Raw genomic sequence first — 11981 nt, 5'->3', positions numbered from 1 at the left:
GCGCACGTTTGTGCATTCTCTCAATAGCAGTGTGAAATAACGTAATTGAGCAAGCTGCAATGAGTATTCACTATTACTCCATTATCGATTACTCGCCGCACCTCTTGATTATGGAGTTCAATATGCAAGCTTATTTCGACCAACTCGATCGCGTTCGCTACGAAGGCCCAAAATCCACGAATCCTTTAGCATTTCGTCATTACAACCCGGATGAGCTGGTACTCGGTAAGCGCATGGAAGATCACCTGCGTTTCGCTGCCTGCTACTGGCACACCTTCTGCTGGAATGGCGCGGATATGTTTGGTGTCGGCTCGTTTGACCGCCCATGGCAGCAGCCTGGCGAAGCGCTGGAACTGGCGAAGCGCAAAGCCGATGTGGCATTCGAGTTTTTCCACAAGCTGAACGTCCCGTACTACTGCTTCCACGATGTGGACGTCTCTCCTGAAGGGGCCTCGCTGAAAGAATATCTGAACAACTTTGCGCAGATGGTGGAATATCTGGGCGAGAAACAGCAGAAAAGTGGCGTCAAGCTGCTTTGGGGGACGGCGAACTGCTTTACGAACCCGCGCTATGGTGCCGGTGCGGCGACTAACCCTGATCCTGAAGTGTTCAGCTGGGCTGCCACTCAGGTGGTGACGGCTATGAACGCCACCCATCAGCTGGGCGGTGAAAACTACGTGCTGTGGGGCGGTCGCGAAGGCTATGAAACCCTGCTTAACACTGACCTTCGTCAGGAGCGCGAGCAGATTGGCCGTTTCATGCAGATGGTGGTCGATCACAAACACAAAATCGGGTTCCGTGGCACCTTGCTGATTGAGCCGAAGCCGCAGGAGCCAACCAAGCACCAGTACGATTACGACGTGGCGACGGTCTACGGCTTCCTCAAACAATTTGGTCTGGAAAAAGAGATCAAAGTGAATATCGAAGCCAACCACGCCACGCTGGCGGGGCACTCGTTCCATCATGAAATTGCCTCTGCTATCGCGCTGGGCATCTTTGGCTCTGTCGATGCTAACCGTGGCGATCCGCAGCTCGGCTGGGACACCGACCAGTTCCCAATTAGCGTGGAAGAGAATGCGCTGGTGATGTACGAAATCATCAAAGCTGGCGGCTTTACCACCGGCGGCCTGAACTTTGACGCCAAAGTACGCCGTCAGAGTACCGATAAGTACGATCTGTTCTACGGCCATATTGGCGCGATGGACACCATGGCGCTGGCGCTGAAAGTGGCGGCCCGCATGATTGAAGACGGTGAACTGGATAAACGCGTTGCGAAGCGCTATTCCGGCTGGAACAGTGAACTCGGCCAGCAAATTTTGAAAGGGCAGTTATCCCTTGCCGAGATCGCGAAGTACGCTGAACAGCATAGCCTGGCGCCGAGCCATCAGAGCGGCCACCAGGAATTGCTGGAAAACCTGGTCAATCACTATTTGTTCGATAAATAGCCAGTGTTGCCGGGCGGCGCTGAGCCTGCCCGGCCTACGGAAAATATTGGTATTGTAGGCCCGGTACGCTTCGCGCCACCGGGCGTTTCTGTTAAAGGAGTCACCGCAATGTATATCGGGATTGATCTTGGCACATCGGGTGTGAAAGCCATCCTGTTAAACGAGCAGGGCGACGTGCTGGCCTCACACACTGAGAAGCTGCACGTTTCGCGCCCACATCCCCTATGGTCAGAACAAGACCCCGAACAGTGGTGGCAGGCGACGGATCGCGTGATCAAAGCGCTGGGCGAACTGCACAGTCTGCGTGAGGTAAAAGCGCTGGGGATTGCCGGGCAGATGCACGGCGCCACGCTGCTGGATAGCGCGCACCGAGTGCTGCGCCCGGCGATTTTGTGGAATGACGGCCGCTGCGCCGAAGAGTGCGCCATTCTCGAAGAACGGGTGCCGACGTCTCGCCAAATCACCGGTAACCTGATGATGCCAGGCTTTACGGCACCGAAGCTGCTGTGGGTGCAGCGCCATGAGCCGGACGTTTTTAAGCAGGTGGCGAAGGTCTTGCTGCCAAAAGATTATCTGCGTTTTCGCATGACGGGTGATTTCGCCTGCGACATGTCGGACGCGGCGGGAACGATGTGGCTTGATGTCGCCAAACGCGACTGGAGCGAGGCGATGCTGGATGCCTGCCAACTGACACGCGATCACATGCCTGCGCTCTTCGAAGGCAGTGAAATCACCGGCGTGCTGAATCCTTCGATTGCGGAAAGCTGGAATATGCCTGCCGTGCCGGTAGTGGCGGGCGGCGGCGATAATGCGGCGGGGGCGGTGGGCGTGGGAATGGTGGATGCCGGACAGGCAATGCTGTCGTTAGGCACCTCGGGCGTCTATTTTTCCGTTAGCGACGGGTATCGCAGCAATCCGGAAAGCGCCGTACACAGTTTCTGCCATGCGTTGCCGGGGAAATGGCATCTGATGTCGGTGATGCTTAGCGCCGCGTCATGCCTTGACTGGGCGGCAAATCTAACGGGGCTTAAGGACGTTCCGGCGCTGATCGCGGCGGCCCAGCAGGCCAATGAGGATGCCGGTGCCGTGTGGTTTTTACCCTATCTTTCCGGTGAGCGCACACCGCACAACAACCCAGAGGCGAAGGGTGTGTTCTTTGGTCTGACACATCAGCATGGCCCAGCTGAGCTGGCGCGTGCGGTGCTGGAGGGCGTTGGCTATGCGCTGGCAGACGGGATGGATGTGGTTCACGACTGCGGCCTTAAACCGACCAGCATTACCCTCATCGGCGGAGGCGCGAGAAGCAGCTACTGGCGGCAGATGCTGGCGGATATCAGTGGCTTGCAGCTTGATTACCGCACCGGTGGCGACGTTGGGCCTGCACTGGGCGCAGCCCGTCTGGCGCAGATTGCGCTGAACCCGGACCAACCGCTTTCGCAGCTACTTCCGCAGCTCACGCTTGAGCAGGAACATAAGCCGGATGCGGCGCGTCATAGCCGCTACGCCGAACGGCGCGAAGTGTTCCGCAAAATCTATCAGCAGCTCTTGCCGTTAATGTCGTAAGGCGACGTTGTCCCAATGGGACATGAGGATGTCCTTTTTTGGTCTTCTCGTGGAGCTGTCTCCTCGTCAGTATAGGGTTATACCCACTGGCGAGGAAAATCACCATGTCGCGCACCGCATTAATCAATATCGATACTCAGCAGTCGTTCCATCATCGTGAATACTGGCAGGAAGAGGGTTTTGAGGCATTTCAACAGGCCATGCTGGGGCTGATTGAAGGCTGTGAATCGCGCGGTATCTCCGTTGTGGATATCTTCCATGTCGACGATACCGGGCCGTTCTCACTGCAAAGCGGCTATGTCACCCCGATGTCCTTTTTACGTCATCAGCCTGCGGTCGTTTTCCAGAAGCATGTGCATAACGCCTTTACCGATACGGGCCTTGACCACTGGTTGCGCGAACGGGATATTAATCGTCTGATCATCTGTGGTCTGCGTACGGAACAGTGCTGCGAAACCACCGCGCGAGTGGCCTCGGATTTGGGCTATGCGGTGACCTTCGTCAGTGAAGCGACGCTGACCTTCCCGATGACCTGGAAGGGCATCACGCTCGATACCCACGAGCTGCGCCATCGTACCGAAACGGTACTGGCCGGGCGTTTTGCAGAAATTAAAACTGTGGCGGAGACGCTGGAGTCGCTCTGATGAGTATCGACGTCTGGTTTGTGATGTTGCCGGGAGTGCTGGCGCTGGATATGTCCGGCCCGGCAGAAACCTTTGTGCTGGCAGGCGATGCGTTTCGCCTGCACTACATCGGCCCGCAGCCGGAGGTCCCCACCTCGATTGGCCTGACGATGGGCGGAATTGCGCCTCTTCCCGAGACGCTGCCCGAAGGCAGTTTGCTGGTTTTACCGGGCGTGAGCGATTCGCGCCATCAGTTTTCGACGCCTCAGGCACAGAGCGTTCAGCACTGGCTGATGCGCCTGCAACCCGAGATTCACCGTCAGGCCATCACCGTTATGTGCGTTTGCTCCGGAGCACTGCTGGCGGCGACGTCGGGTTTACTCAATGGCAAGCAGTGCACAACGCATCACGATGTTATCGGGCGTCTTCGCGACGCGGCACCGGGTGCGCTAATCAAAGAGAATCGTATTTTTGTGCAGGACGGTAACATCTGGACCAGTGCCGGGATCACCTCAGGAATTGATCTCGCTCTGCACCTGATGAGCCGCCTGTGTGGGCCGGAAAAGGCGCTGGCCGTCGCCCGTGAAATGGTGGTGTGGTTCCGACGTTCGGGCGACGATCCGCAGCTCTCGCCGTGGCTGCGTTATCGTAATCATCTGCACCCGGCCATCCACCGCGCGCAGGATGCGCTGACCGCCGAACCGCAAAAAGGCTGGCAACTGGCCGATATTGCGGCTCTGGCGCATGTCAGCCCCCGGCATTTGACACGTCTTTTTCAGGAACATCTGGGGATCAGCGTGCGCGATTATCTGGAGCAGCTGCGGCTGGCGATTGCACAGCAGTGGCTATTGCAGGGGCGCGGCGTGGAGCAGGCGTCCATCGCCGCAGGGTTTTCGTCTCCACGCCAGTTTCACCGGGCAAAGCAGCGCGCAATCAGCTGACAAACCGGCGCGTGTCCACGCGCTGCAGTAGCATCGACAGCAGCAGGCTGATGAGCAACGTCGCGGTGAAAATCCAGACGATATCCAGCAACGGCCAGCTTTTCAGCTCAAGTCCCCGCGTGCGCAGGGCGTGGATCACCAGTGCGTGAAAGCCATAAATCCCGAGGGAGTGGCGTGAAATCAGCCCCAGTACCGGAAGTGGGCGCGTGTTTAGAGTGTTTTTGACCAGCGTCAACAGCGAAACGGCGCAGATAAAGACCATCGGGCCGCAATATACATACCAGGTATCGGCAAAATTCCCGCGCCAGCGCAGCTCATAGAGGGTTCCGCGTGAGATCACAAACACCGCCCCGATGAACAGCGCGGCGCAGAGCCACGTCAGCCAGGGCTTGCGCGTATCCAGCATACCGATTGCCCGCCCGAGCATTCCATAAATCACGTAGTAAAACGTGTCGCCGTTAATATAGAGATTGATCGGCAGCCATTCGAAGCCGCCTATTTTCTGCGAGACGGTATTAGGATTGGCGAGCAGGCCAATCACCACCATCAACGCCAGCAACATCTTCCCACCGACGTTTTTGACCTGAATCAGCGGGGAGACCAGATAAATTATGATGATGGCGAAGAAAAACCACAGATGGTAGAAAACGGGTTTTTGCAGCACATTCTTCAGCGACAGTTCGGCGTTTATCGACGTAAACAGGCTGATATAAAGCAACGCCACGGCGCTGTAAAACAGCAGGCACAGGCCAATGCGCAGGAAATGGCGCGGTTGTGCGCTGCGCTCACCGAAAAACAGATAACCGGAAATCATGAAAAACAGCGGGACGCTGACGCGCGATGCCGAGTTTAGGATATTGGCGATATCCCAGTTCATTGGGCTGATGCTGTGGGCATTGGTGATGTACCAGGTCGTGGTATGAATCATCACGACCATCAAACAGGCTATCCCTCTCAAATTATCAATCCAGCTAATTTTTGACTGCATCAGTTCCTCTGTTTTGGTGGTAAATACGGTCTGACTGTCATTGTGTGCTAGCCTCTCATTGGATAATTCTGAGTTTGCCTGGGCGCGCTTGAACGAAAGTCGCGAGATTCGCAGAATGCGGGGCCATAATCTATAAGGTTTTAATACTAAAAATAACAGCCAGAAAATAGGGCGGTAATAAAAATGATGATCACGCGCGCTGCGTCACTGATTCTGCTGGTTTTACTTGCAGGGTGCAGCTTACAGGAAGACGCTCCGGTACAGCGGGCGCAGAAAAGCAAAGTCAGCCCGGAACGTTCGTTAAATATGGAGCAGCTGTGTAAGGATCAGGCCGCCCATCGCTATAATACCGGCACACAGAAAATTGATGTGACAGGCTTTGAGCAATTTCAGGGCAGCTATGAGATGCGCGGGTCTACGGCACGTAAAGAGGGCTTTGTCTGCTCTTTTGACGCAGACGGGCAGTTTTTGCATCTCTCAATGCGCTAAGCGCCTTATTTCCCCAATTTTCCCTAAACAAACCCGTTTCGTACTGTATATCTTGCAGTCAGCGGGTATACTGATCCCTTCCATTTAAAACCACACGTATCCAGCACGAAATACTATGCAAAAGTTTGATACCAAGACCTTCCAGGGCCTGATCCTGACGTTACAGGATTACTGGGCTCGTCAGGGCTGCACCATTGTTCAACCTTTGGACATGGAAGTTGGCGCCGGCACTTCACACCCGATGACTAGCCTGCGTGCGCTGGGGCCTGAACCTATGGCAACCGCGTATGTGCAACCATCCCGTCGTCCGACCGATGGCCGCTATGGCGAAAACCCGAACCGCTTACAGCACTATTACCAGTTCCAGGTGGTGATTAAGCCTTCTCCGGATAATATCCAGGAGCTGTACCTCGGTTCCCTGAAAGAGCTGGGCGTGGATCCAACCATTCATGACATTCGCTTCGTGGAAGATAACTGGGAAAACCCAACGCTGGGTGCCTGGGGTCTGGGCTGGGAAGTGTGGCTGAACGGCATGGAAGTGACGCAGTTCACTTACTTCCAGCAGGTTGGCGGTCTTGAGTGTAAGCCAATCACCGGTGAGATCACCTACGGTCTGGAACGTCTGGCCATGTACATTCAGGGCGTAGACAGCGTTTACGACCTGGTCTGGAGCGACGGCCCGCTGGGTAAAACCACCTACGGCGACGTGTTCCATCAGAACGAAGTGGAGCAATCCACCTATAACTTCGAATACGCGGATGTGGACTTCCTGTTCACCTGCTTCGAGCAGTACGAGAAAGAAGCGCAGCAGCTGCTGGCGCTGGAAACTCCGCTGCCGCTGCCAGCCTACGAGCGTATTCTGAAGGCCGCCCATAGCTTTAACCTGCTCGACGCCCGTAAAGCCATCTCCGTGACTGAACGTCAGCGCTATATTTTGCGCATTCGCACGCTGACCAAAGCCGTTGCAGAAGCTTACTACGCGTCCCGTGAAGCCCTTGGCTTCCCGATGTGCAATCGAAATAAATAAGAGGCGGCCATGTCTGAGAATACTTTCCTGGTGGAAATCGGCACTGAAGAGCTGCCACCAAAAGCCCTGCGCAGTCTGGCGGAATCCTTCGCTGCCAATGTCACGGCTGAGCTGGATAACGCTGGCCTGGCGCACGGTAAAATCGAATGGTTTGCGGCTCCACGCCGTCTGGCGCTGAAAGTTGCAAATCTCGCAGCCTCCCAGCCAGACCGCGAAGTCGAAAAACGCGGGCCGGCCATTTCCCAGGCGTTTGACGCGGAAGGCAAACCGAGCAAAGCCGCCGAAGGCTGGGCACGTGGTTGCGGTATCACCGTTGACCAGGCTGAGCGTCTGGCGACCGACAAGGGTGAATGGCTGCTGTATCGCGCCCATGTGAAAGGCGAAAGCGCAGAAGCGCTGCTGCCAAACATGATTGCTACATCACTGGCTAAACTGCCAATCCCGAAACTGATGCGCTGGGGCGCGAGCGACGTGCACTTTGTGCGTCCGGTTCACACCGTGACCCTGCTGCTGGGCGACAAGCTGATCCCTGCGACAATCCTGGGTATTCAGTCCGATCGCGTGATCCGTGGCCATCGCTTTATGGGCGAGCCTGAGTTCACCATCGAGCACGCCGATCAGTATCCGCAGATCCTGCTGGAACGCGGCAAAGTCATTGCCGATTACGAGCAGCGTAAAGCCAAAATCAAAGCAGACGCGGAAGAAGCGGCACGCAAAATCGGTGGCAATGCCGATCTGAGCGAAAGCCTGCTGGAAGAAGTGACCTCGCTGGTGGAATGGCCAGTGGTCCTGACGGCGAAGTTCGAAGAGAAATTCCTCGCCGTTCCGGCTGAAGCGCTGGTTTACACCATGAAGGGTGACCAGAAGTACTTCCCGGTTTACGCGGCGGACGGCAAACTGCTGCCAAACTTTATCTTTGTGGCGAATATTGAGTCGAAAGATCCGAGCCAGATTATCTCCGGTAACGAGAAAGTGGTTCGTCCACGTCTTGCGGATGCTGAGTTCTTCTTCAATAGCGACCGTAAAAAACGTCTGGAAGATCACCTGCCGCGTCTGCAAACCGTTCTGTTCCAGCAACAGCTCGGCACGCTGCGCGACAAAACCGATCGTATCGCGGAGCTGTCTGGCTGGATCGCCCGTGAAATCGGTGCTGATGTTAACCACGCGACTCGCGCGGGTCTGCTCTCCAAGTGCGACCTGATGACCAACATGGTGTTCGAATTTACCGACACCCAGGGCGTTATGGGCATGCACTACGCACGTCATGACGGCGAAGCGGAAGATGTCGCGGTTGCGCTGAATGAGCAGTATCAGCCACGCTTTGCGGGCGATGAACTGCCGTCTAATCCGGTGGCCTGTGCCGTCGCGATTGCCGATAAAATGGATACCCTTGCGGGGATCTTTGGTATCGGTCAGCATCCAAAAGGCGACAAAGACCCGTTTGCACTGCGTCGTGCGGCGCTCGGCGTGCTGCGTATCATCGTTGAGAAGAACCTGAATCTGGATCTGCAGACGCTGACTGAAGAAGCGGTACGTCTGTATGGCGACAAGCTGACCAACGCCAAAGTTGTGGATGACGTTATCGACTTTATGCTGGGCCGTTTCCGCGCCTGGTATCAGGACGAAGGCTACACCGTCGATACCATTCAGGCCGTTCTGGCACGCCGTCCAACGCGTCCGGCAGATTTTGATGCACGCATGAAGGCGGTTTCGCACTTCCGTACGCTGGAAGCCGCGTCTGCGCTGGCTGCGGCTAACAAGCGTGTTTCCAATATTCTGGCGAAGTCCGATGAACAGCTCACCGAACGTGTCAACGCTGCGACCTTGAAAGAACCAGAAGAGATCGCACTGGCGATGCAGGTTGTGGTATTGCGCGACAAGCTGGAGCCGTTCTTCGCGGAAGGCCGCTACCAGGAAGCGCTGGTGGAACTGGCAGAACTGCGTGACGTGATCGATGCCTTCTTCGAAAAAGTGATGGTAAACGTAGAGGATAAAGAGCTGCGTATTAACCGCCTCTCGATGCTCGAAAAACTGCGTGAACTGTTCCTGCGCGTGGCGGATATTTCGCTGCTGCAGTAATCGGTTATCGATATAAAAAAACCCGCTGAAAGGCGGGTTTTTTATTTTCTGAACGTGTTCTTTTTTAAAGAATATATGATCTGTCAGACACTATTCAGTGTGAGAAAGAGTAATATAATGATGCTCATTTAATTGGCTCAGGGAATGTTGCCAGATAAGGACATCAACATATGAGTAATACCGTTTATTTAAGGATGAAAGGCGAACGTCAGGGTGAAATATCTTCAGGCTGCGGAACAGAAAAATCCATTGGTAATCGCTACCAGTATCAGCATCGGGATGAAATTCTTGTTTACTAGCTTGCTTCCAGTATGACGAGCACCGCATATGGCATGAACCACCCGGGCCTGCGCTTTACTAAACCGATAGATAAAAGTACGCCATTACTGACGACAGCGATTAATGAGAATGAAAAGCTGCAGCTGATCTTCGATTTTTATCGCATCAATCGCTACGGGCGACAGGAGAAATACTATCAGATAGAACTCCGTGGGGCATCTGTTCAGGGGATTATGCATTCTATAAATCCGGATGTTCTCGATAGCGAAAATATCACTGTGAGTTATGAATATATTCGCAGTAAACATCTTGGCGCTAACACGGAATACAGTGATCTGATCCTACCGGAAAACTATAAACAGCTGTTTCCGCCGAATGAAAAGCCGCAGCCAGAAATACGTCATATTATTTTGACACTGGGCGTCTTTTTTGATGGAACCGGTAATAACGCCGTGAACACGCAGAATATGTTAGCTGCCTGTACCGCTGCCCATTTCGAACTCTCCGATCCGGATGCTGAAATTATTCTGGCCCGTACTGCCGAGGAAAAGATGGGCATTTCAGGTACCAGCTATATCGGGGGCTATACAAATATTCACTGGTTAAATACGTTGTACAAAACGGATATCCCCATTGATACAGGGCAAGTGCAGGCAGCAATTTATGTGGAAGGGATTGGTACCGAAGCGGGCAAACCGGACAGTATGCTTGGCCTGACCTTAGGCGTGGCGGATACCGGGGTAATTGCGAAGACGGACCTTGCGGTGAAGCAGATTGCGGTGGGCTTAAGAAAATTCTTCAATGATTTGAGCGAATTTATTTCGGTTCCTTCACTTAAGGTCACAGAGCTGAGGTTTGATATCTTTGGTTTTAGCCGTGGAGCCGCCGCCGCACGCCATTTTGCCAACCGTATTCAGGATAAAGACAGAGTGATCGCCAATGCCATTCGCTACGGGATGGGGGAGGTCAATTATGTCGGTGCGCCAGCCGGGAAAACGCGTTTCATCGGCATTTTCGATACTGTCGCCGCCATCGGCACGCCACAGAACGGCCTGAACCCGCACACGGCCAACACCGGCGAGGTCAATATCATGCTGCGTCCTGGCGTGGCGGAGAAAGTGTTTCATATCACGGCACAGAACGAATGCCGCTTTAACTTTGCGCTGAACAGTGTCCAGCCCGCCTGGCCTGAACTGGCGCTGCCCGGCGCTCACTCCGATATCGGCGGAGGTTATTTGCCAGTGGTGCGCGAAAATATCTTCCTTACACGCCCCGAGGGGGAAACGGTGCCGCTCAACACACCTCCTCAAAAGTCGCGGGCGTACCGTCATGCCGTAGCACAATTGTCTGTACTTGAGGCTTCCGCAGTGGTGGCCCCGCTTATCCGCACCAACGACATTAGCGCGGATGTGTGGGAAGACGAGCGAATGCCAGCCCATCACATCGAGGGGATGCAAAAACGGGCATTTGCGGCGCTGACCATGAAGCAAAGACTGGTGAAGAACGACTGGTCCAAAGTGGTACTAAGGGTCATGCTCGATGCGGCGCAGGAGGCGGGAGTCGTGTTTAATCCAATTAAAACATCAGATAAGGATTTGAGTATTGCTACTGCCCTTATCCCGCTTTTTTCAAAAGCGATTGAATCAGGAAAGGCCATTCGTAAAGGAGGTAAGGGAATACTTTTCTCCTCATCGGAAATAGATCTTCTGGCAAAAGAGTTTGTCCACTGCTCGGCAAACTGGAACAGCATAATACTCGACTCTCACAGGAAGATTTATGGTGGTATGTCACCCTCGCAGATAATTGGTTTTGTAAATCGTCCTGATGAGGGATGGAAACGGACAACCTATGACATGGATGGCAATAAAAAATGAAACTGGGCAAACGGTTCTTTCTTTCACTCTTGCTTGTAGTTGCAGGCTGCCACTCAGCCGGATCTATCACCCCGGAAGAAACCGGTGAGATGCCTTATGGGCTGTGGGAGTTTGCATTTTTTACGCCGAAAGCACTTCCGGCCCTCGTGACATATGTCGGCATTATCGATGATAAAAATATTCTCTACTCATTCAGAACGCTGGACATTACTCAGGATAGCTGGGTAACAGTTGGCACATGGAGTAATAGGGTAAGACGGCATGCACAATTCAACAAGGCCCGCCATCCACCTGTCGCTATGCTGTTTTGCTGGGACTCAACAATCGATAAAAAGACGTATGAAACGCGCATTATATTTCCTGAATCACTTAGGAGCAGAATGAGTGTTTCGACAGGAGTTGATCGCTATGGCGAAAAAGCCTGGTATGACACTCTGTTGTTTGGGCTTGCGCCCGGGGGAAAGGTAAAGGTCTGGTTGCAAAACACCGTTGGGGGTAATGGAAGCATCGAAGTGGAGCCAAAAAAAATCACCACATTATCAGACGATAAGTTGGATGGTTGTAAGGGGATAACCCAACATCCAAATGGTTATGTGTATTTTGGTGAAACACCCGAATTTATCAAAGGCAAAACCTACCCTTATGGCAACTGGTGAGGCTGGAAACTCACGTT

At 54.0% G+C, this 11981-nt stretch carries 11 protein-coding genes; 10 read left to right on the top strand and 1 reads right to left on the bottom strand.

The window, feature by feature from the left end; genetic code table 11:
• Positions 1 to 122: 122 nt before the first annotated feature.
• The 4 genes from xylA (at position 123) to OVA10_RS05175 (ending at position 4572) form a co-directional block, all read left to right on the top strand.
• The gene (gene xylA / locus OVA10_RS05190) at positions 123 to 1445 is read left to right on the top strand and encodes a xylose isomerase (protein ID WP_102105140.1); all 1323 of its coding nucleotides are present in this window, start codon (positions 123 to 125) and stop codon (positions 1443 to 1445) included.
• 108 nt (positions 1446 to 1553) lie between these two features.
• Entirely contained in the window at positions 1554 to 3008 is a 1455-nt protein-coding gene (xylB, locus tag OVA10_RS05185; protein ID WP_268195538.1) for a xylulokinase, read from the top strand.
• A gap of 104 nt (positions 3009 to 3112) precedes the next feature.
• Positions 3113 to 3652, top strand: a complete 540-nt coding sequence (locus OVA10_RS05180; RefSeq protein WP_268195537.1) for an isochorismatase family protein — start codon at positions 3113 to 3115, stop codon at positions 3650 to 3652.
• Positions 3652 to 4572 carry a GlxA family transcriptional regulator gene (locus tag OVA10_RS05175; RefSeq protein WP_181827141.1) on the top strand — a complete coding sequence of 307 codons (921 nt, stop codon included), beginning with the start codon at positions 3652 to 3654 and terminating at the stop codon, positions 4570 to 4572. The genes OVA10_RS05180 and OVA10_RS05175 overlap by 1 nt, the downstream gene beginning before the upstream one ends.
• On the opposite strand, the gene OVA10_RS05170 is transcribed toward OVA10_RS05175, so the two are convergent.
• On the bottom strand, positions 4565 to 5560 hold the full coding sequence (locus OVA10_RS05170) for an acyltransferase (protein ID WP_268195536.1): 996 nt from the start codon (positions 5558 to 5560) through the stop codon (positions 4565 to 4567). The two genes, OVA10_RS05175 and OVA10_RS05170, sit on opposite strands and share 8 nt — an antisense overlap.
• A gap of 183 nt (positions 5561 to 5743) precedes the next feature.
• Between OVA10_RS05170 and OVA10_RS05165 the strand changes: the two genes are divergently transcribed.
• From OVA10_RS05165 to OVA10_RS05140, 6 genes are all read left to right on the top strand, one after another.
• Positions 5744 to 6049 (top strand): YsaB family lipoprotein, encoded by a 306-nt coding sequence (locus OVA10_RS05165; RefSeq protein ID WP_268195535.1) that lies wholly within the window; start codon positions 5744 to 5746, stop codon positions 6047 to 6049.
• Positions 6050 to 6164: 115 nt separating this feature from the next.
• Positions 6165 to 7076 carry a glycine--tRNA ligase subunit alpha gene (gene glyQ / locus OVA10_RS05160; RefSeq protein WP_011915428.1) on the top strand — a complete coding sequence of 304 codons (912 nt, stop codon included), beginning with the start codon at positions 6165 to 6167 and terminating at the stop codon, positions 7074 to 7076.
• A gap of 9 nt (positions 7077 to 7085) precedes the next feature.
• Positions 7086 to 9155, top strand: a complete 2070-nt coding sequence (gene glyS, locus OVA10_RS05155) for a glycine--tRNA ligase subunit beta (protein WP_268195534.1) — start codon at positions 7086 to 7088, stop codon at positions 9153 to 9155.
• Between the two features lie 170 nt (positions 9156 to 9325).
• Positions 9326 to 9454 (top strand): hypothetical protein, encoded by a 129-nt coding sequence (locus tag OVA10_RS05150; RefSeq protein WP_268195533.1) that lies wholly within the window; start codon positions 9326 to 9328, stop codon positions 9452 to 9454.
• A 12-nt stretch (positions 9455 to 9466) separates the two neighbouring features.
• Positions 9467 to 11308, top strand: coding sequence for a type VI secretion system tube protein TssD (gene tssD / locus OVA10_RS05145; protein ID WP_268195532.1), 1842 nt, complete (start codon positions 9467 to 9469; stop codon positions 11306 to 11308).
• On the top strand, positions 11305 to 11964 hold the full coding sequence (locus OVA10_RS05140; protein WP_268195531.1) for a DUF2931 family protein: 660 nt from the start codon (positions 11305 to 11307) through the stop codon (positions 11962 to 11964). The genes tssD and OVA10_RS05140 overlap by 4 nt, the downstream gene beginning before the upstream one ends.
• Positions 11965 to 11981 lie beyond the last annotated feature (17 nt).

The sequence above is a fragment of the Lelliottia sp. SL45 genome (assembly GCF_026672535.1).
Taxonomy (GTDB): Bacteria; Pseudomonadota; Gammaproteobacteria; order Enterobacterales; family Enterobacteriaceae; genus Enterobacter; species Enterobacter nimipressuralis.
Note: the sequence above shows the minus strand (reverse complement) of the source record. Positions and strands in the feature narration are given on the sequence as shown.

Bases quoted from the DNA above. Each gene is read 5' to 3' on its own strand.
- xylA (WP_102105140.1), top strand. From the start codon at position 123: ATGCAAGCTTATTTCGACCAACTCGATCGCGTTCGCTACGAAGGCCCA.
- OVA10_RS05170 (WP_268195536.1), bottom strand. From the start codon at position 5,560: ATGCAGTCAAAAATTAGCTGGATTGATAATTTGAGAGGGATAGCCTGT.
- xylB (WP_268195538.1), top strand. From the start codon at position 1,554: ATGTATATCGGGATTGATCTTGGCACATCGGGTGTGAAAGCCATCCTG.
- OVA10_RS05140 (WP_268195531.1), top strand. From the start codon at position 11,305: ATGAAACTGGGCAAACGGTTCTTTCTTTCACTCTTGCTTGTAGTTGCA.
- OVA10_RS05180 (WP_268195537.1), top strand. From the start codon at position 3,113: ATGTCGCGCACCGCATTAATCAATATCGATACTCAGCAGTCGTTCCAT.
- glyQ (WP_011915428.1), top strand. From the start codon at position 6,165: ATGCAAAAGTTTGATACCAAGACCTTCCAGGGCCTGATCCTGACGTTA.
- OVA10_RS05150 (WP_268195533.1), top strand. From the start codon at position 9,326: ATGAGTAATACCGTTTATTTAAGGATGAAAGGCGAACGTCAGGGTGAA.
- OVA10_RS05175 (WP_181827141.1), top strand. From the start codon at position 3,652: ATGAGTATCGACGTCTGGTTTGTGATGTTGCCGGGAGTGCTGGCGCTG.
- OVA10_RS05165 (WP_268195535.1), top strand. From the start codon at position 5,744: ATGATGATCACGCGCGCTGCGTCACTGATTCTGCTGGTTTTACTTGCA.
- tssD (WP_268195532.1), top strand. From the start codon at position 9,467: ATGACGAGCACCGCATATGGCATGAACCACCCGGGCCTGCGCTTTACT.
- glyS (WP_268195534.1), top strand. From the start codon at position 7,086: ATGTCTGAGAATACTTTCCTGGTGGAAATCGGCACTGAAGAGCTGCCA.